This window comes from Vibrio sp. 10N.222.51.C5 (assembly GCF_041474575.1).
Lineage (GTDB): Bacteria > Pseudomonadota > Gammaproteobacteria > Enterobacterales > Vibrionaceae > Vibrio > Vibrio crassostreae_C.
In genome coordinates this window covers 13,982-35,360 of the sequence record NZ_JBFRUJ010000003.1, presented here as the reverse complement: position 1 = coordinate 35,360, position 21,379 = coordinate 13,982, and the positions used below count along the sequence as shown (strand labels likewise).

Annotated in this window: 14 protein-coding genes; 10 read left to right on the top strand and 4 right to left on the bottom strand. The window is 44.6% G+C overall.

What is annotated here, in order from left to right; genetic code table 11:
* Positions 1-18 precede the first annotated feature (18 nt).
* Positions 19-1,110, bottom strand: a complete 1,092-nt coding sequence (leuB, locus tag AB4558_RS00555; protein WP_017061390.1) for a 3-isopropylmalate dehydrogenase — start codon at positions 1,108-1,110, stop codon at positions 19-21.
* Positions 1,111-1,208: 98 nt separating this feature from the next.
* Complete coding sequence (gene leuA, locus AB4558_RS00550; protein ID WP_017066940.1) at positions 1,209-2,756, bottom strand: 2-isopropylmalate synthase; 1,548 nt, start codon at positions 2,754-2,756, stop codon at positions 1,209-1,211.
* A gap of 568 nt (positions 2,757-3,324) precedes the next feature.
* On the opposite strand from leuA, the gene AB4558_RS00545 reads away from it, so the two are divergent.
* The 10 genes from AB4558_RS00545 (at position 3,325) to AB4558_RS00500 (ending at position 18,382) form a co-directional block, all read left to right on the top strand.
* Complete coding sequence (locus AB4558_RS00545; RefSeq protein WP_372115725.1) at positions 3,325-3,984, top strand: TetR/AcrR family transcriptional regulator; 660 nt, start codon at positions 3,325-3,327, stop codon at positions 3,982-3,984.
* Positions 3,984-5,321, top strand: a complete 1,338-nt coding sequence (locus AB4558_RS00540; protein WP_372073170.1) for an efflux RND transporter periplasmic adaptor subunit — start codon at positions 3,984-3,986, stop codon at positions 5,319-5,321. Before AB4558_RS00545 ends, AB4558_RS00540 begins: the two co-directional genes overlap by 1 nt.
* Positions 5,318-8,425, top strand: a complete 3,108-nt coding sequence (locus AB4558_RS00535; RefSeq protein ID WP_372073172.1) for an efflux RND transporter permease subunit — start codon at positions 5,318-5,320, stop codon at positions 8,423-8,425. The genes AB4558_RS00540 and AB4558_RS00535 overlap by 4 nt, the downstream gene beginning before the upstream one ends.
* Before the next feature lie 293 nt (positions 8,426-8,718).
* Entirely contained in the window at positions 8,719-9,243 is a 525-nt protein-coding gene (locus AB4558_RS00530) for a phosphatase PAP2 family protein (protein WP_017062930.1), read from the top strand.
* Between the two features lie 54 nt (positions 9,244-9,297).
* The gene (locus tag AB4558_RS00525; protein WP_017068817.1) at positions 9,298-10,353 is read left to right on the top strand and encodes an MJ1255/VC2487 family glycosyltransferase; all 1,056 of its coding nucleotides are present in this window, start codon (positions 9,298-9,300) and stop codon (positions 10,351-10,353) included.
* A gap of 346 nt (positions 10,354-10,699) precedes the next feature.
* Positions 10,700-11,659, top strand: a complete 960-nt coding sequence (leuO, locus tag AB4558_RS00520; RefSeq protein ID WP_017061397.1) for a transcriptional regulator LeuO — start codon at positions 10,700-10,702, stop codon at positions 11,657-11,659.
* A gap of 202 nt (positions 11,660-11,861) precedes the next feature.
* The gene (locus AB4558_RS00515) at positions 11,862-13,670 is read left to right on the top strand and encodes a long-chain fatty acid--CoA ligase (protein ID WP_372073174.1); all 1,809 of its coding nucleotides are present in this window, start codon (positions 11,862-11,864) and stop codon (positions 13,668-13,670) included.
* A 461-nt stretch (positions 13,671-14,131) separates the two neighbouring features.
* Complete coding sequence (locus AB4558_RS00510; protein WP_017062926.1) at positions 14,132-15,889, top strand: acetolactate synthase 3 large subunit; 1,758 nt, start codon at positions 14,132-14,134, stop codon at positions 15,887-15,889.
* Between the two features lies 1 nt (position 15,890).
* The gene (gene ilvN, locus AB4558_RS00505; RefSeq protein WP_008219984.1) at positions 15,891-16,385 is read left to right on the top strand and encodes an acetolactate synthase small subunit; all 495 of its coding nucleotides are present in this window, start codon (positions 15,891-15,893) and stop codon (positions 16,383-16,385) included.
* Positions 16,386-16,498: 113 nt separating this feature from the next.
* Positions 16,499-18,382 carry a diguanylate cyclase gene (locus AB4558_RS00500; RefSeq protein WP_372073176.1) on the top strand — a complete coding sequence of 628 codons (1,884 nt, stop codon included), beginning with the start codon at positions 16,499-16,501 and terminating at the stop codon, positions 18,380-18,382.
* A 580-nt stretch (positions 18,383-18,962) separates the two neighbouring features.
* Here the strand turns inward: AB4558_RS00500 and AB4558_RS00495 are convergent.
* Entirely contained in the window at positions 18,963-19,634 is a 672-nt protein-coding gene (locus AB4558_RS00495; protein ID WP_080582236.1) for a GntR family transcriptional regulator, read from the bottom strand.
* Between the two features lie 176 nt (positions 19,635-19,810).
* Complete coding sequence (pykF, locus tag AB4558_RS00490; RefSeq protein WP_017061403.1) at positions 19,811-21,223, bottom strand: pyruvate kinase PykF; 1,413 nt, start codon at positions 21,221-21,223, stop codon at positions 19,811-19,813.
* Between the last annotated feature and the right edge of the window lie 156 nt (positions 21,224-21,379).

The following is a 21,379-nucleotide window of genomic DNA, read 5'->3' as shown; positions in this document are numbered from 1 at the left end:
CTAATCGGAGCCTTTAGCTTATGAAGCTAAGATGTACTCAGCGATCTTGTCACCCATTTCAGAGGTAGTCAGCGCTTGGTTTTTGCCAGCAAGGTCTGCCGTTAGCTCGCCTGCAGAAAGTGCTTTAGAAACCGCTGCTTCGATGTCTTGTGCTGCCGCTTCTTCGCCTAGGCTGTAACGAAGCATTAGGGCTGCAGAAAGGATTTGCGCGACTGGGTTTGCGATGTTCTTACCTGCGATATCTGGTGCGCTGCCACCTGCTGGTTCGTATAGGCCGAAGTTGCTTTCATTTAAACTTGCAGAAGGAAGCATACCCATAGAGCCAGTGATCATTGCGCACTCATCAGAGATGATGTCACCAAAGATGTTTGAACATAGCATTACGTCAAACTGAGATGGGTCTTTGATTAGCTGCATGGTCGCGTTGTCGATGTACATGTGGTTTAGCGTTACATCTGGGTAATCTTTTGCGATCTCTTCAACGACTTCACGCCATAGGATAGAGCTCTGTAGAACGTTCGCTTTATCGATTGAGTAAACATTTTTGTTACGTAGGCGTGCAGATTCAAAAGCAATCTTTGCAATACGTTCGATTTCGTAGCGGTGGTAAACCTCGGTATCAAAAGCTTTCTCCGTTGCGCCTTCGCCTTCACGGCCTTTAGGTTGGCCGAAGTAGATACCGCCTGTTAGCTCACGGACTACCACGATGTCGAAACCATTACCTGAAATGTCAGCACGTAAAGGAGAGAAAGACTCTAAACCCTTGTGGATTTGCGCAGGACGTAGGTTACAGAACAGTTGGAAGTGCTTACGTAGAGGAAGTAGGGCACCACGCTCTGGTTGATCGTTTGGTGGAAGGTGTTCCCATTTAGGACCGCCAACAGAACCAAAAAGTACTGCGTCAGATTCTTCACAGCCAGTGACTGTTGCTTCTGGAAGTGGACAGCCGTGGTTATCAATTGCAATACCACCAACATCATACTCTTCGCGAGAAAAGCTAATCGCGTGCTTCTTTTCGATCGCGTCTAGCACTTTATGCGCTTGTTGCATTACTTCTGGGCCAATGCCATCACCAGGTAGTACGGCAATTTTGTATGATTTATCAGTCATGTTAATCCTTTAATTCTTTGTTACTGAGCTATTTAGCTCGTTTTAAATTTTGTCCCTAAAGCCAATAACATCGGCTCTAGGGCTCTGTTATTGGGTGTTTAAACTGTTGCGATTCTTTGCTGTTTCATTTCAGCAATGGTGTCTGCGCGTTGAATGCTATTAATAACGTGCAGTAGCGCCTGACCAGAGGCCTCAACGATATCCGTTGAAACGCCTGTACCGTGGTACTTGCGGCCTTTGTAGTTCGCAATAATATCAGCTTGGCCTAAGCCATCTTCGCCTTCACCTTTCGCGGTAAGGTCGAATTTATCCAATGCAATTTCGTAACCCGTTAAGCGGTAGATACATTGGTATAAAGCATCAACCGGGCCGTTACCGACAGCCGCTTCGCATTTCTCTTCATCACCACATTGCAGCTTGATGCTGGTGGTAGACATAACACTACCAGATTGTACGCTTAGGTAGTTAAGTTTATAGAAGTCATCTTCGTCACGTAGATTTGCGAAGTGCATTAGTGCTTCTAGGTCGTAATCGAATACTTGGCCTTTACGGTCAGCCAGTTTCAAAAAGTCTTCGTACAATGAATCTAGGTTGTACTCATTGTCTTTGTAGCCCATTGCGTCCATGTGGCTCTTAACGGCTGCACGACCACTGCGGCTGGTTAGGTTCAATGCTTTGTTTTTCAAGCCAATAGACTCAGGAGTCATGATCTCGTAAGTGTTCTTGTTCTTAAGCATGCCGTCTTGGTGGATACCTGAAGAGTGGCTGAATGCGTTAGCACCGACGATTGCTTTGTTGTCTTGAATTGGCATGTGGCAAAGCTGGCTAACCAACTTACTGGTACGGTGAATCTCTTGATGATCCAAACCAGTATGAACACCTAGTAACTCTTGGCGAGTTTTGATGATCATTGCGATTTCTTCTAAAGAACAGTTGCCCGCACGCTCACCGATACCGTTAATAGTACCTTCAACTTGACGAGCACCGGCTTGTACCGCAGCAATTGAGTTAGCAACCGACATACCCAAGTCATCGTGACAGTGAACAGAGATGATTGCTTGGTCGATGTTTGGAACGCGATCAAATAGCGTTTTGATAATGCCACCAAACTCGTTAGGTACTGTGTAGCCCACTGTGTCTGGAATGTTGATGGTTTTCGCGCCCGCGTTGATTGCCGCTTCAACCATACGACATAGGTTATCGATAGGCGTACGACCTGCATCTTCACAAGAGAACTCAACATCGTCTGTGTAGTTGCGCGCATGCTTTACCGCTTTTACTGCCATATCGACAACATCGTCGTAGCTACGGCGTAATTTATCTTGCACGTGAACCGTTGATGTAGAAATGAAGGTGTGAATACGGAACTGCTCAGCGACTTTTAACGCTTCTGCAGCGGCATCGATATCCTTCGCTACAGCACGAGAAAGTGCACAGATTCGGCTGTCTTTAATATTTTTTGCGATGGTTTGTACTGACTCAAAGTCGCCTGGTGATGACACCGGAAAGCCCGCTTCAATAACATCTACACCCAGTCGTTCAAGTGCATAAGCGATCTGTAATTTCTCTTTTACCGTTAAGCTTGCAGCCAACGCTTGCTCGCCATCACGTAAGGTCGTGTCAAAAATTATCACTTGATCGTTCATGGGTGCTTCCTTATATCGATAATGAATCGATTGCTATCCAAATTATTATTAAGAATGATGTTCTTTTAAAAGTGCCAGTTACAAAAAAACCCGCTCAGCGCGGGTTTTAATATTTGTGTAGTTCTTGACCCACAACTTACCCGCGCGATTGGTTCACGATAAGGAGAAGTTTCAGCAGTCGAGAAGAAGAAAAACTCATTACACAAATATCCGTAAATAAACTGTTAACACCATATTTACCGCAATTTATTCTGAGCGTCAAACAAGAAAATCCAATATCAGCGTGCTTTGGCGGTGTTTTTTTTTGGTTTGTGCTGCTTGCGTGTTGTTTGCTGGTGTTATCAGCTGATTGAGTGTTTTGTACTGGGCGGTTAGTTTATCGTTTGGCTGATGTGTAGGTTAAAACTTTGTAGTAAATCTTTTTGATGGAACGATTCACCAATAAAATTAAAAGGGTGGCTAAATTAATTAATCATTTGATTAAATAGTGAGTAATTAATCTTCTACAACCATGTCGATTTATCCCTATAATTAATCGTGTGATTAATTATAGGGATAGGTCTCAGTGATGGCAGCGCGTAAAGCAGGGCGACCTCAACAGAATCTAGATGTACGGCAGTTACTCATTGAGCACGCTCGAGATCTGTTCGTGGTTCAACCGTACGACAAGGTATCGACTCGCTTAGTTGCTGAGCGAGCGGGTGTGAATATTGCGATGATTCGCTATTACTTTGGCAGTAAAGCCGGATTGTTTGAGGCGATGCTGCGTGAAACATTACGCCCTATGCAATTACAAATGCAGAGACTCGTTGATGAAAGCAGTCATGAGAACTTTCTTGATTTAATGCGGACTTACTACAAAGAGATGGTCAAAGTGCCGAAGTTTCCTCGCTTGATAGCCCAAGTGATGAATATGCCTCCCTCTGAAGTGCAAAGAGAGTTGCTCGAAAAGGTTTTCCTCGATGTTGCAAAGCCAGCCCAAGATGTCATTTTTGAAAAGTTGGTTGAACAAGGCATCTTAAAACAGAACATGGATCCAAAATTGTGCCGTATTTCGTATGTAAGCTTGATGGTGTTTCCTTTCATCGCTCCGCCGCCTTTATTGGCAATTCATGGGATTGAGATTAATGAAGAATTTCTTAATCGTTTAATCGAACACAACATTCAATTGATGGCTGAAGGCTTTATTAACGCACCGAGCCCTTCTTCCGTGCAGGACCAAAGATAATGAAAATAAATAAAAAACTACTCTTCTTTCCAGCACTTGCGGTTGGTGTTATTGGCCTTGTCGCCGCGATTAACTTGAAGCCGGATCTTCCAACCAAACCTGCGGGTGATAGGGCTCGCTTAGTTGATACTGTGAGCCTAGAACAACAACTGATAGCGCCGTTAGCGGTCGGCTTTGGCAAAGTAGTGCCTAAAGTTGAATGGAAAGCGATTGCTGAGGTGACAGGACAGATCGTGTATCGACATCCAGATCTTGAAAAAGGCCAGGTGATCCCTGCAGGAACGGTCGTGCTCAAGGTTGATCCATTGGATTACGAATTGAAACTGATACAAGCAGAGGCGGATCTAAAATCAAGCCAAACCTCATTAGCGAAATTGAATCAAGAAGAAGACAACCTTAATCAGACTCTTAAGATCGAAAAGAATCGTTTGGTGATCAGCAATAAAGAGCTACAACGTAAACAAGATCTGCGTAAGAAAGGGCTGACTTCTCAATCGGATGTCGACCTGCAACAACAAAGTGCTTTATCTCAACAAAAGCTAGTGCTAGATATCGCGAACCAAATCGCTTTAATGCCTGATGAAAAACGCGTTGCGGAAGCGGTGATAAAGGTCAATGTGTCTAAAGTAAAAGAGGCGCAGCGCTCTCTCGATAAGACCACCATCATTTTGCCAAGAGCGATGAGAATTGCTCAGGTTGATATCGAACAAAACCAAGTTGTTAACCTTCAGCAAGAGATGTTTGTTGCTCACGGAATTAATGTCATGGAAGTGGAGGCGCAACTTTCTATTCACGATATGCAAACTTTAGCCTCGAGCTTTAATCAATTCCCTCGCGATGCTGCAGGTATCCCTAATCCTTATGAAGCGCCAATCAAAGCGACGATTCAACTTAACAGCGGTAACCTGAACCTGAGGTGGCCTGCGAAGGTGGCAAGAATCAGTGAGACGGTTGATGAAAACCAAGCGACAGCCGGAATTATTCTCGAGATCGCTCAAGACTATTCACAACTGCAGCCAAGCAATGCGACCCCTTTGGTCAACGGTATGTTCGTAAAAGCTGAGATTGAGGGTGTAGCCAATCTGAGTTGGGTGGTTCCTGAGCGAGCACTGCACGGTGATAAGGTTTACCTGATGGATGACAATCAGCGCTTGCAAGTGGTGAGTGTTGAAGTGCTTTATCGCAGAGATAACCAAGTGGTTGTGAGTGGCGAGCTACAAACGGGAGATAAATTGGTTCTTAATGACGTCCTGCCAGCTATCGAAGGCATGTTACTGAAAGAGTCGAACTCTACAGAAGTTAAGCTTGAATCGGATACTCAGGAGAGTGCGTCATGATCAAGTTCTTTTCTAGGCACCCAACAGCGGCAAACTTGTTGATGCTTGGGTTATTGATCATGGGTATAAGCTCATTATCAACCATCAAGCGTGAAACCTTCCCCGCTTATGATCCGCCTTATATTATGGCTGCCATCGTTTATCCCGGTGCATCACCACAAGAAGTGGAAGAAAGCTTGTGTGTACGAATGGAAGATGCCGTCGATGGCCTCGCTAACATTGAAGAGACTCAGTGTGAAGCCATCGAAGGTAGCGCACGTCTAATCCTGAAGTTGAATGAGAAAGCGGATATCGGTCGAATGCTGGTGGATGTGCAAACTCAAATCAACTCGATCAATGACTTCCCTACTGAGATTGAATCGCCTGTTGTTCAAGAGCTAGATTGGAATGAACCGGTTGTTGATATCGCCATCACAGCAGAAACGTCGTGGCCGGAGCTTAAGGCCTACGCTGAAGACCTCAAACGTATCATGAAGCTTGATTATGATGTTTCACTGGTCGATGTTAGCGGCTTCTCTGATCATCAATACCGTGTTGAACTGGATACCCAAGCCATTCGCCAGCTGGGTTTGAGTGTCGGTGATATCGCAGACCAGATTGGCCGTCAGAATGTAAAACTGCCAAGCGGTAACGTTGAAACACCAGACAAGAATTTTTTGATTCGTTTTGATGAAAGACGAATTACACCGGTTGAGCTGGAAAGCATCGTGGTTGGCTCTGCGCCTAATGGATCAGTGATCCGTCTGAGGGACATTGCAAAAATAACCGACCGCTTTGAGCTTGATGAACAGAAGGTGTTGTTTGATGGCAAGCCATCGGCTCTGCTTAAGATCAGTAAGAACAAAGAAGACGATGCGCTGCGAATCAAAGAGAACGTAACACGATTCGTTGAAGATCAAAGCGCGATTGCCCCTGATGGTGTGACGCTACAAATGACCAACGATCTCTCCTCTGTGCTGTGGGATCGCCTTACCATGATGGTTCGCAATGGCTGGCAAGGTATTGTGCTGGTATTTGCCACCATGTGGCTGTTCTTCAGTTTACGCTATTCATTCTGGGTTGCAGCTGGCTTACCTGTTGCCTTCCTTGGTGGCTTGTTCTTAATGGCGAACTTAGGTTTGTCGATTAACATTATGTCGCTGGTCGGACTGTTGATGGCGATTGGTATCATGATGGATGACGCCATCGTGATTGCCGAATCGATAGCGTCCCATTTAGATCGGGGGCAAAACGTTGATGATGCGGTGTACAACGGCGTTAAGAAAGTGCTTCCCGGAGTCTTATCTTCTTTCTTAACTACGGTGTGTATTTTCGGTAGCTTGCTGTTTCTCGATGGGGAAATGGGCGCGGTGCTTAAGGCTGTTCCTCAAGTATTGATATTAGTGCTCTCGTTGAGCTTGATTGAAGCCTTCCTGATTCTGCCTAATCACTTGTCTCATTCATTACACAAAGAAAAGAATGACAAGCCAGCGCTGCGCTTCAAAGTTGTGTTGTTAGAGAAGTTTGAGAACTTTCGTAATACCACCTTGATGAACATGGTTGAGAAAGTGGTGACATTCCGCTACGCCTTTATGGGCGGAGTGCTGACCCTGCTGTTGCTTTCGGTAGCCTTGATTGCTGGTGGCGTTGTTAAGTTCCAACCTTTCCCTGAGCTGGATGGTGATATTGCCGAGGCGCGTATCATTCTTCCGCCGGGCGCATCATTGTCTCAAACCGAGAGAGTCGTCGACAAAATTGTCGCTTCTGCTGAGCGTTTGAATGAGCAATGGAGCGAAGAGGCTGAGGACGGTAATAAATTGGTTGAGCATATCACCAGCCAATTCAATGCCAACGCAGACGCCAATGAATCAGGCCCACATTTAGCCACTGTGCGTTTAGACTTACGCGGAGCAGAGAGCCGTAATACGGTTATCGATGATTTCATTGATGCGTGGCGAGAGGATATTGGCGATTTAGCGGATCCTATTTCATTGGTGTTCAAGCAACCGACTATGGGGCCGGGCGGTCGTGCTATTGAAATCCGCGCCAAACACGATGACCTGAGCGCATTGAAATCCGCTTCTTTGGATATTCAGGAGTACCTTAATCAGTTCGATGGGGTGCACGGCGTGCTTGATGATATGCGCATGGGTAAAGAAGAGATTTTGGTTAAGCTGCGCCCTGGAGCCGAAACCTACAATGTGAATGGGCAGATGATTGCGTCTCAGTTACGAGCGGCTTTCTTTGGGCAAACGGCGGATGAGATTCAAATCGGCGTTGAAAATATCTCGATTGAAGTGCGTCTTGATAAGGAGCAAGCGGGCGACATACAGCAGCTAGCTAACTTCCCAATCATTACCGCAGATGGCAGTCAGATCCCGCTAGCAACGTTGGCGACATTAGATTTCCAGCGTAACTACGTGCGAATTCAGCGTATTGATGGGCTGAGAACCATCAGTATCTTTGGTGATATTGATAATAAGAAAGCGAGTTCATCCGCGATTCTGGCTCAGTTCCAAAAAGATGAAGCCGCCAAACTTATTCAGAAGTACCCGGGTTTACGCTTTGATTTCGAAGGGGAGGCCAAGGATGCAGCCAAGACGGGGGCTTCGATGGGCAAAGGGTTCTTGCTCGGCTTATTCGGCGTGTTTGCGATTCTTAGTTATCAATTCCGAAGCTACTTAGAGCCTGTGGTCGTGATGTTAGCGATTCCACTCGCTTTTATTGGGGTGGTCGTTGGTCACTGGATACTTGGCCATTCTTTGAGTATGCCAAGCATGATGGGCTTTGTGTCGCTTGCCGGGATTGTGGTTAATGATTCCATCTTGTTGGTGCAGTACATTCGTCACCATGTCGATGAGGGAGATAGCGTGCATGACTCGGTGGTAAAAGCCAGTCGTGAGCGTTTCCGAGCGGTATTCTTGACCTCAATGACGACTGCGGCAGGTTTGCTACCGCTGTTGACGGAAACTAGCTTACAGGCTCAGGTTATCCAGCCATTGGTTATTTCGATCGTATTCGGCATATTTGCCTCGACCTTACTGGTGCTGTTTATGATCCCTGCTGCTTACGCGATATTGGCGGATTTCGGTTTGGTTAAAAAGCACGAGCCACTAGCGCTATAGCCTTTAGCGTTTAATTATTTGCGAGCTCTATTATCATTAGCGAACGCTATAACCATTGACACGATAGAAGTAGCGTTTGCTTGCTTATATAAAGAATTGAAAACATAGAAGAATAAAGCGGCCTTGGGTCGCTTTATTTTTATCGGTCACTTCTATCGCCATCTTGACTTGATCCATTGACCTGTCTATCAAGCATGGGAAATTTCATTTTAGTTCATTCAAAACGTCACTTAACTGTCATTTGTTGGGCATAACTTGAGCCTTAACTGAATAAGGATTGTTAAGGAGATCGTATGCGTACTATCGAACCTATTGTCCGCTGGGATGTGGCATTTTCTGTTTTCTGTTTAAACAACCGCTATGGCGGGCAACATGCAACGCTCAGTAAAGCGGTGTCTCATACTGGAGATGGACACCTTTATGTTTTGATTGCCTTGATTGCACTGCTGGTCGATAGCAACACCGGTCGAGACTTTCTTTTGGTGGGCTTAACCGCCTTCGCAATCGAACTGCCTATTTACTGGTTTGCTAAAAATACCCTCAAGCGCCGTCGACCAGCTGAATTCTCTTCACTACTTCACTCTCATATTGTGCCATCCGATAAATACAGTCTGCCTTCAGGGCATTCCGCTGCTGCTTTTGTTATGGCGACCCTAATCGGGCATTTCTATCCGAGCTTGTACCTCTTTAGCTTGGTGTGGGCAACTGCGATTGCAGGCTCTCGAATCCTGCTCGGTGTGCACTTTTTAACGGACGTACTGATTGGCGCAGCCTTGGGCATCGCTTGTACCAGCCTCGCTATCAGCTTCATCCTGTAATTATTTTGTTGGCAACCACTGCCGAGCTTAAGTGGTAAATTTAAAGGAACATGCATGAAAATTTTATATGGCGTACAAGGCACAGGAAATGGGCACATCGCTCGAGCGAGAGCAATGGCCGTCGCTTTTCGTCAGCAAAATATTGATGTCGATTTTCTGTTCTCTGGGCGAGATGAGAGCAAATACTTTTCGATGGAAGCGTTTGGCAACTATCAGACCCGCAGCGGCTTAACTTTTTACAGCGAGCAGGGGCAGGTTAAATACGGCAAAACATTCATGAAGAACAACATCTGGCGATTTCTCCGTGAGATTAACCAGATCGATCTTACGCCTTATGACTTAGTGATTAATGATTTTGAGCCTGTCACTGCATGGGCGGCTAAGAGACAAGGTGTGCCATGCATTGGGATAAGCCACCAGAATGCGTTTCGTTATGATGTACCCAAAGAAGGGGGCAACTGGATTGAACATTCAGTGATTCAACATTTCGCCCCAACCGAGCACTCTATTGGCTTGCACTGGTATCACTTTGAACAGCCGATTTTGCCGCCTATCGTTCACACGCTGGTTGGTGAGCAACAAACCAAAACAGCACAAGACTTTACGTTGGTCTATTTGCCATTTGAGGATCTTGAGTCGATCTCAGAGCTGCTGATGAAGTTCATTTCGCAAAACTTTGTCTGTTACCACCCGGATGTGATTGAGCATAGCCGAGTTGAAAATATTGAGTTCAAACCACTGAGTCATGCGGGCTTTCAATTCGACCTCAATCAGTGCTCTGGTGTGGTCGCAAATGGCGGCTTTGAATTGCCATCTGAAGCCCTAACTTTGGGGAAGAAATTGCTTCTCAAACCACTCGAAGGACAGTTCGAACAACAGAGCAATGTGGCGACGCTAGAGGCCCTTGGGTTAGCTCAAACCATGACGTTTTTAGATGCGGCTATCTTGCGCGCTTGGCTCAGTGAAAAACAGGCCGAAGTGGTCACCTATCCAGACGTGGCAAGTGCACTCGTTGAGTGGGTATTAGCAGGGAATTGGTCTAATCAAGATGATTTAAGAAAGCAACTTTGGGACAAGGTCGACTTTCCAAGTTATGCATCGCTCACCTAACTCATAAGTGCTATTTCTGAATTGGCCGGTTGAATAATTCACGAGTTCAATAAATTGTAACAAATGTAACCAAACGATAGAACAGCTAAATAAGTCGAAATTAAACTCATAAGTAACGCATTTTATGTTTTTTTATAACTCTATAAATAATTGATTTTTAGATGTTGTTTAATCATTAAGGTAAAATAAAATTATTCTTTATCAATCTTGTTGGTAGCTCGAGATGCATTGGTTAATAGTAATGTCAATCCGAAAAACATCGGTCTGATAAATATAAGAATTAGTGGTTATCTATTCTCATACCATTACCAATTTAACGCTGTCGAACCGACAAGAGGCAACTTGAATGTTAGATAAGAAAGACGCAATGAGTGCTATTGCAAGCTACAGAATGGAAAGCACACTTCGTGGAGTCGACTTAAATCTTTTGACTGTATTTGATGCAGTTATGCAAGAGCAAAACATTACACGTGCAGCTCACAATCTGGGTATGTCTCAGCCTGCTGTAAGTAACGCTGTTGCTCGTCTAAAAGTGATGTTTAACGACGAACTATTCATGCGTCAAGGTCGTGGTATTCAACCGACTCAACGTGCTCGTCAGTTGTTTGGTCCAATCCGCCAAGCGCTACAGTTAGTACGCAACGAACTACCAAGTTCTGTGTTCTCTCCAGAGTCGTCTTCTCGCCTGTTCAAACTAGCGATTTGCAGCCCTTGTGATATGCGTTTTGCTCCTAAGATTATGTCGACAATCAACGAGCAAGCACCTAGCGTGAAACTGCACATGGATGCTGAATTCGATCGTCAACTTTCTGAGCGTATGCGCTACCAAGAAATCGACTTCGTTATTGATTACGCTCGTTTTGATGAGCAAGGCTTCTCAAGCACTGAAATCTTCCAAGACGAATTAGTTGTGGTTGCTTCTGCTTCTCACCCACGTATCAACGGTGAAGTTTCTGCGGCAGAGCTGCTTAACGAAAAGCACGCAAAACTGTCTCGCATCCATGGTCAACGTAGCTTCTCTGAGCAAGCTTACCGTGACCTAGATTGCACGCCTTTCTACGAAGGTACGAGTTTAAGCAACGTTCTTTACGTTGTAGGCCAATCTGAACTAGTAACAATTGCTCCTCGTTGGATGGTAGAACATGCAGCAAACAAAGAGCAGCTTCAGATTCTAGATTTCCCATTCGATAATGCGGCGATTTCTGGCTTCCTAAGCTGGCACGAATCAAGTGAAAAGGATAAAGGACACATTTGGTTACGAGATCAGTTAATGATGATCTGTGGCGAAGTAGTGGCACTTAACTAGACACTAATCCCTATGATTTATAAGCCCTAAGCTAGGAGACTGGCTTAGGGCTTTTTTATGCGCGCTATTTTAGTAGGTAGAAAACTAAGCGTTAGACGTACTATTACTTATAACTTTGAGCTTCATCAGTTGCCTTTTCCATGATCAGAGGTACACTTGTGCGCTCAAAAAAGCTTACAGGTGTAAGCCTAAAGGTAAAGAGATGGCCAATTTAGATTTTCATATCGTAAAAAGACTTCGTGACCAAATTGCCCAAGGCGGCAACCGTACAGCTTTGAAGCACAAAGTAGACAATGTATGGCAAGGCATTAGCTGGGAACAGTTTGGACAACAAATCGATACGCTTTCATTAGCACTATTGGCTCAGGGACTGAGAGTTCAAGATAAGATCGGTATCTATTCAAATAATATGCCTCAATGGACCGTGGCAGATTTTGCATCTTTACAAGCTCGTCTTGTGACTGTGCCGATTTATCCAACCAACACAGCAGCACAGTCGTCTTACATCATCCAAAATGCGGATGTGAAGATCTTATTCGTTGGTGAGCAAGTTCAATTTGACGCGGCGGTGAGCCTATTCGAAGAGTGTGAACAGCTAGAAGTGGTTGTCGCGATGTCTGATGATATCGATCTTCAAGGCCATAGCTTTGCGGTATCTTGGGCTGATTTCATGGCGCGCGGTGTTGAAGCTCAGCAAGCTGAACTTGATGCTCGTCTTGCAGATGCAAGCATGGACGACCTACTAACTCTTATCTATACCTCTGGTACCACAGGTCAGCCAAAAGGCGTAATGCTTGATTACACCAACATTGGCTACCAGTTAGAAGGCCACGATGAGCGTCTAAGTTTAAGCAAAGACGATATCTCATTGTGTTTCTTACCTCTATCTCACGTATTTGAGCGTGCGTGGACGTTCTACGTTCTCTATAAAGGCGCAACCAACTGTTACTTGCAAGATACCATGCAGGTGCGTGACGCGCTGAGCGACGTGAAGCCAACCGTAATGTGTGCGGTTCCACGTTTCTACGAGAAGATTTTCTCTGCGATTCACGAGAAGGTTTCGAAAGCGCCGTTTATCCGCAAGGTTCTATTTACTTGGGCGGTGAACATGGGAGCGAAACTCTCTGTTTGTCACCAAGAAGGTCGCACTCCTTCGCTAATGCTGAAGAAGAGCCATGCATTAGCAGATAAGCTAGTACTCTCTAAATTGCGTGCGCTGCTGGGCGGTAATATCAACTTCATGCCTTGTGGTGGCGCGAAGCTTGATGAGACGATTGGTCGTTTCTTCCATGCTATCGGCATCAACGTAAAACTTGGCTACGGCATGACAGAAACCACAGCAACGGTGTCTTGCTGGGATGACCGCTGCTTTAACCCTGATTCTATCGGTATGTCGATGCCGGGCGCAGAAGTTAAGATTGGTGCTAAGGACGAGATTCTTGTTCGCGGTCCAATGGTGATGCGTGGCTACTACAAGATGCCAGAAGAGACAGCTAAGACATTCGATGAGCACGGTTTCTTGAAAACCGGTGATGCGGGTCATTTTGATGAAAATGGTAACCTGTTCATTACTGATCGTATCAAAGAGCTGATGAAAACTTCTGGTGGTAAGTATATTGCCCCGCAAGTGGTTGAAGGTGCGATTGGTAAAGATCACTTTATCGAACAGATTGCTGTTATCGCTGATACACGCAAATTCGTTTCTGCGCTGATTGTTCCTTGTTATGACTCGCTAGAAGAGTACGCCAAAGAGCTTAATATCAAGTATCACGATCGCGTTGAACTTGTTAAGCACCACCAAATCGTCGAGATGCTAGAAAAGCGTGTGAATGACCTACAGCAAGAACTGGCTAAGTTTGAGCAAGTGAAGAAATTCAAACTGCTACCAAAAGCGTTTTCTATGGATGATGGCGAACTGACGCCGACCCAGAAACTGCGCCGTAAGGTTATCAACGATAAGTATCAAGACGAAATCGAAGAAATGTACACTGAAAAGCCGAAAGATAAGTAGTTTTCTGCTTAGATAAATTTTCAGTTGTTTAAAAATCCCCCTACGAATGTGATTGCATTTTTAGGGGGATTTTTTGTATCTAATGACACAGCACAATGTGCGAAAGCGCACACCAGCAGACTCGCTGTTTATCGATAAATAGTGATCTATTGAAATATTAAGTGCTTTTTTTTGTTCGTTAACTAGTGTTTAAGCCTAGTGTGGGGGTCTGGGTTGGGTTTTATTTAATGCTTTGAGCTAATAGTTGGTTTTTTGGCACAGTTGCCGAATAACAGGTGTTAGACCAGATGATAATAAAGCGTTAAAGTTGTTTCGTATTACTGTTTGTTGTTATCACGACAGACAGCCATAGCCGAAAAAGTGGAAGTATTTCGAATTAGGCTACGAATAAGCCCTAGACTATGAAAAAACCAGCCCAACATGTTCACCAAATATGATTGGAAACTGGTGAGGAGAGCAATATGACAACAAAACCTGAAACAGCCATGTCATCCGGCGCTGAAATGTTATCCGGCGCTGAGATGGTGGTGCAGTCTCTAATTGAAGAGGGTGTAGAACAAATCTTTGGTTACCCAGGTGGTTCTGTACTTGATATCTACGATGCGTTGCATGCTAAAACTGCTGAAATTAAACACGTATTAGTGCGACACGAACAAGCCGCTACCCACATGGCAGATGGCTATACTCGTTCTACCGGTAAACCGGGTGTAGTACTTGTGTGTTCTGGTCCAGGTGCGACCAATACCGTTACTGGCATTGCAACAGCCTACATGGACTCAATCCCAATGATTGTTATTTCTGGTAACGTACCAAATAACCTTATTGGTAACGACGCCTTCCAAGAGTGTGACATTGTGGGTGTATCACGCCCGATCGTTAAACACAGCTTCTTAGTTAAGAAAGCGGAAGATATCCCTGAAGTCGTTAAAAAAGCATTCTATATTTCAACGACAGGACGTCCCGGTCCTGTGGTTATTGATCTGCCGAAAGACATCTTAAACCCACAAATCAAGCTTCCTTATGAATACCCAGAAACGCTCAAAATGCGTTCGTATAATCCAACGGTTACGGGTCATAAAGGTCAGATCAAAAAGGCGCTAAAAGCCCTTCTTGAAGCGAAGAAGCCGGTACTTTATGTCGGTGGTGGTGCGGTTATTTCTGAGGCAGATAAGCCGCTGTTAAAATTAGCAGAGGCACTGAATTTACCTGTGGTAAGCACCCTAATGGGGCTTGGCGCTTTCCCTGGCACCCATAAGAACTCTTTGGGTATGTTAGGCATGCATGGTTTATATGAAGCCAATATGGCGATGCACAATGCGGATTTGATCTTTGGTATTGGCGTACGTTTCGATGATCGAACGACTAATAACCTAGATAAGTACTGCCCTGATGCGAAGATCATGCACATTGATATCGACCCATCTTCGATCTCTAAGAACGTAAAAGTGGATCTACCGATTGTAGGTTCTGCTGAAAAGGTTCTAGAGAGCATGGTGAACTTGCTCGTTGAGCAAGGCGGCACTAACGATGCAGAAGCGATTGAAAGCTGGTGGAGTGAAATCAAGCAGTGGCAAGAGCGTGACTGCCTAGCTTACGAGAAATCGTCTGAGCGCATCAAACCACAGCAAGTAATTGAAACACTGCATAAAGTAACCAATGGCGATGCCTATGTTGCTTCTGACGTAGGTCAACACCAAATGTTTGCTGCTTTATACTACCCGTTTAACAAGCCACGTCGTTGGATTAACTCTGGTGGTCTAGGCACGATGGGCTTTGGCCTGCCTGCTGGTATGGGCGTTAAGTTTGCTAAGCCAGATGAAGAGGTGGTTGTGGTAACCGGTGACGGCAGCATTCAAATGAATATCCAAGAGTTGTCGACTGCGCTGCAATACAATATCCCGGTTAAGATTATTAACCTTAACAACCGTTTCCTAGGCATGGTAAAACAGTGGCAAGACATTGTTTATCAAGGCCGTTACTCTAACTCATATATGGACTCTGTTCCTGATTTTGCTGCTATCGCTGAGGCTTATGGCCACGTTGGTATGCGCATTTCATCTCCGGATGAATTGGAATCAGGTTTGGAAAAAGCACTGGCGATGAAAGACCGTTTGGTATTTGTCGATATTAGTGTGGATGACACCGAGCACGTATACCCAATGCAGATCAAAGGCGAGGGTATGGATAACATGTGGCTAAGCAAAACGGAGAGAACATAATATGAGACACATTATTTCACTACTAATGGAAAACCAACCTGGTGCGCTTTCTCGTGTGGTTGGCTTGTTTTCTCAGCGTGGCTACAACATCGAGTCTTTGAACGTATCTCCAACCGATGATCCGACGCTGTCTCGTTTGAACGTCACTACTAACTCGAGCGAAATGCAGCTTGAGCAGATTCAGAAACAACTGCATAAGCTAATCGACGTACTTAAAGTACAAGAAGTGTCTGAACTTGAACACATTGAACGTGAGCTGTTGATGGTAAAAGTACGTGCGAGCGGCTTTGCTCGTGCGGAAGTGAAGCGCACAGCGGATATCTTCCGTGGTCAGATCGTTGATGTTACGGCTTCTCAATATACGGTTCAAATGGCGGGTACTAGCGAGAAACTGGATGCCTTCATTCAGGCGCTGTCTGAAGTGACGGAAGTGCTTGAAGTAGCTCGAAGTGGTGTTGTTGGCATCGCACGAGGCGAACGTGCGTTGAAAGCCTAGACGATAAGTCTTTAAAAAATAACTTTAAAGCCGCTTTTTTAAGCGGCTTTTATTTTGTTAATTTTTTAGAGTGCTATAATCCCGCGCTGCACTTCCATTCATCTGAGTTAGCAATGCGAAATAAAAAATCAATAATTACATTGCTGATTATCTCTATCATATTGTCTTCTGCAGTATGTCTGTATTATTTGCAGCGCTACAAAGAAGTAAAACAGCAGAGCTTTGACTACTCAGCTAAGCAAGCCGTTCATCAGTTAGTGTATGCCAAGCGAGATTATGATCTTCTCAAGACTCAGTTAGTCTCGGTCATGGAGCTACTCAGTCATAGCCAGAGCTTGGTTAACTTTGCTTCCTCTCCCTCAGACCAAACCAAACATCTACTTGAAGAGGTCTGGCAATCTGTTCTCGTGAACCAGAAGTGGTATACACAAATCCATCTGTTAGATGTCACTGGCAAAGAATTGGTGCGTGTTAACTATTCCTCTGATACCGGTAGAGTGACGTTTCCTCAACAGCTGCAAGATAGGTCGGATTCTAACTACTTCCAATACGCTCAAAAACTAGAAGCCGAACAGATTGGCGGTTGGGGTATTGAGCTTGAAACTGAGCATGGTGAAGTCACCTTCCCTTATTCGCCGGTAATCCGTGTCTTTACCCCAGTAGAAACCCCTGACGAAAGAGTAGGCTACCTCGTCATCAATCTTGATGTATGGGGCTTATCGTCGCGTCTGAGCTTTTCACCAGATAACGATCTTAGAGCAGAAGTTCTCAATGACGCGGGTTACTTCATCGCGAGTAACAACAGCGGTAAGTTGTTCGGAGACTCTATTCCTGAAAGAAAAGGCTATAACCTGAAAAATATCGCGCCGAAGACGTGGGATGCGATCTCCAATGATCAGGTGGGATACGTTTTTGAAGATGGTAATTTGTTTGCCTTTAACACGGTTATGCTCGCGAACAGTCAAAAGGTCCATTTACTGATTCAACTTAATCAAAAGCAACTGATGGATCGGGCTGAGCGTGATCTAGATGATTTGGCCCATGAAGAGATCATTGTTCTGATTACGGTGCTGATATTCGCTTTCCCGTTTGCTTACCTGGTGACGCACTGCCGACGCCGAAGCCTAGAGAGTAAATTGGCACGCGCCGCATTGAATGGTATGTCTGCAGTGATGATCTCTGACAAGCAGCACCGCACAATGATGATCAACAACGAATTTGAGAACATGACTGGGTACTGCAAAAAACAAGTTATCGGTCAGAATGCATTGCAGTTGCTGCTTGATAATACCGACCAAGTGCTCTCAAGCTCGGCTATTTGGAGTCATTTAGAGCAAGAAGAAGTATGGGAAGGGGAGGTTCAGTGTAAGAACAAGCTGCGTATTCCTTTTACTGCGATCATGCGAGTGCATGCGGTCAAAAACAATTCAGGCAAAGTCAGTTACTACATCACCTCGTTGGTTGATATTTCCGTAAGGAAGGAGCTTGAGGTACGTTTGAGGATTTTAAGTGAACGTGACTCTTTGAGTAATCTCTGGAACCGACGAAAATTCGAAGAGCAGCTGGCCTACTATTCTCGCTTAGTTGAGCGTTACCCGATCGAAGCGACCACCTGCTTAGCCTTGGTGGACATCGATAACTTCAAGCGAATCAATGATGAGCTTGGCCACGACGAAGGTGACCGTGTGATCGCTGGTGTTGCTAAACTTCTGCAAGATAGCCTTCGTGGGACGGACTTTGTTGCACGTGTCGGAGGAGAAGAGTTTGCACTCTTGATGCCACACACGTCTCTGCCAGAAGCAAAGCGCGTATTGGATCGCTTGCGAATAGAGATTGAACTGGCAGCCGGAACTAAGGTAACGGTGAGTGTTGGCTTTACTGATTTAACAAGTAACAGTACTCGCTCATACAAGTGTGCCGATGTTGCGCTTTACGAATCTAAATCGTCTGGTCGTAATACGGTCTCTATGTGTCCTAGCTACGATGATGTCGCTTAGGTTCGCTTCTATCTAGTCCTGTCTTCTCTTTGCTTCACCTCTTCAAGCTGGCCCCGACTCACTTTATCTCTCCCCCTTTTTATAGGAATCTCACTTTTGAGCGATCTATGTCACAAAATCTATACAGTTAGACTAAAGTCTAATGCTGGTGGAAATTTGAGCTAAAATGAACAATAAGTAAACTACCTTGCTTCAGATTACATCGTGCTTAACGGTGTAATAAATAGAGTGTTTACCAGATGTAAAAGGATGACACCGTTAACTTAATTCAACTGATTAGCTAGCCTTTTCAATGGTTTGAAAGGCAGCAGTAGAATTAGGTTAGCTGGAGCAAGAGTTTGGGGATCATACAGTCTGGTTAAAAGAGGCGTGGTATGTTTGTCGATTTTTTAGTGAGGTTAACCATAGGCACATTAGCCATTCTTGGCTTTCAATTGAGTGCTTTGTATTTTTTACCTATGGTTGTGCTACTCAATACTCATCACAAAGAGTTTTTTGGGTGGTAGTTCAGTCGTAATACTGGAAACAAAAAACGGAGCCATTGGGCTCCGTTTTTATTTGGTTAGAAGCTACTTTAGCGTTATGCCGCTTCGATAACTTCTTCAATTCGTTTCATTGAACCTAGCAGGTGTTGATCAAGCAGTTCAGTCGCTTGTTCTACATTCTTAGACAGTACTAGTTTCATGATCATTTCGTGTTCATCAATATTGAACAGATCATCTGATGCGCTTTCTGCAGACATAGCGAGGAAGCGGTAACGTTTCACTTGGTTAATTAGGTCATCAAAGAACTTAAACATGTTCTCTGAATCTGCACCTTCAAGCAGTGCGACATGGAATTGCTGGTGGCGCTCTTCCCATTCTACACAGTCAAACTCTTCAGATACGTACTGTACTCGCGATAGTTTATGGTAAGACGTTAGTACATCCAGTTCCCAGCTCTCATCACCTGCTGCAATCGCTTTTTTAAGCAGAACCGATGATACAACACGAAGGCTTTCGTATAGGTCATTCAGTTCTTTCTTTGATACAGGAGATACCCAGCAGCCTTTTTGTGGCTCTAGCTTTACGTATTTGCTCCAAGATAACTGTACCAAGGCTTCGCGAATAGGGGATGCGCCAACGTTGTAGCGTGCTTTTAGATCAGCAACAACAAGCTTTTGGCCTGGGGTTAACTCACCATTAAGAATATCTTGGCGAATCATCTTTGATACTTTGTCAGTGAGCGTAGGACTAGACATTACAAACCTCATCTATATATGATTTCTAGTCTGCTAATCCGTCTCTTAGAAAGAGTCAGTTGGAGGTTAACAGTACGTAGTTCTATTGTGATTGATAATACAGCGTACTGAAAAGTTAGGCAAGATTTTGTTTCATAAAAAAAGAGGGCCGAAGCCCTCTTTTATATTTTATGCGAATCGGTTCATTCTTATAGAACGTGAACAGATGCCGTGTTTGTAGTACCAGAAGCTACTAGAGCACCAGAAACCATAACTACGATGTCGCCTTTGTTACCTAGGCCAGATTGTAGAGCGATTTCTTTACCGTTGATGTAGAACGCGTCTGTGTTCTCGATAGAGTCAACAAGAACTGGCTTAACACCTTTAGTAAGAACTAGCTGTGCAGCTGTCTTTTCGTTAGTTGTTAGAGCTAGGATGTTTGCAGTTGGGAAGTACTTACGTACTGAACGTGCAGATTTACCGCCTTCAGTTGCAACAACGATTAGAGGAGCAGCTAGCTTCTCTGCTGTGTCTACAGCGCCTTTACATACTGCTTCAGTGATGCGTAGACGTGGGCTGTCTAGACGAGAACCTAGCTCAGCTTTAAGAGCTGAATCAGTACGGTTCGCGATTTGAGCCATGATAGTAACAGCTTCAACTGGGTACTTACCTTTAGCAGTTTCACCAGAAAGCATTACTGCATCAGTACCATCCATGATTGCGTTCGCAACGTCACCCGCTTCAGCACGAGTTGGACGTGGGTTGCTGATCATAGAGTCAAGCATTTGAGTTGCAGTGATAACCATCTTACGTGCACGGTTACACTTCTCGATCATCATCTTCTGAGCGAAGATTACTTCTTCAGCTGGGATTTCAACACCTAGGTCACCACGAGCAACCATGATGCCGTCAGAAGCTTCAAGGATTGAATCGAAGTTATCTACACCTTCTTGGTTTTCAATCTTAGAAATGATGTGGATGTTCTCGCCGCCGTTAGCGTTTAGAAGCTCACGGATTTCTTTAACGTCTTCTTCTTTACGGATGAAAGAAGCAGCAACGAAATCTACGCCTTGCTCACAACCAAACTTAAGGTCAGCTTTGTCTTTCTCAGAAAGAGCAGGAAGTTGAACAGAAACGCCAGGAAGGTTAACACCTTTGTTTTCGCCTAGAGCACCGTTGTTAAGAACTTTACACTTAACTTCAGTTTCTGTTGTTGCGATAACTTCCATTTCGATTAGGCCGTCATCAACAAGGATAGTGTTACCTGCTGTTAGGTCTTTAGCGAAACCTAGGTAAGTTACTGCTACTACGTCTTTGTTACCAACAACTGTTGCGTCAGTTGTGAAAGTGAACTCTTGACCAGCTACTAGATCTACGTCGTTACCATCTTCAAGTTTGATAGTACGGATTTCTGGACCTTTAGTATCTAGAAGGATAGCAAGTTGCTCACCTTTGTTTTCCATTACTTTACGGAAGTTCGCGATACGAGTGCCGTGCTCTGCGAAATCACCGTGAGAGAAGTTAAGACGCATAACGTTCATGCCAGCATCTACTAGTTCAGTTAGCTTCTCTACAGATTCAGTTTTAGGGCCAATCGTACATACGATTTTGGTCTTTTTCATGGAAGGTACTCTCCGGTAAGTATTGTTACAATTTGAAATTTATTTAAGTTCTGAAGATTGGTCCGCTACATCAACATTTTGTGCCTGTTGTGTAAAAGCGCGGGACTTCCAATATGTCCTTCAGAGTTGTAAGTCTTTCATCAATTTTAGTCATTT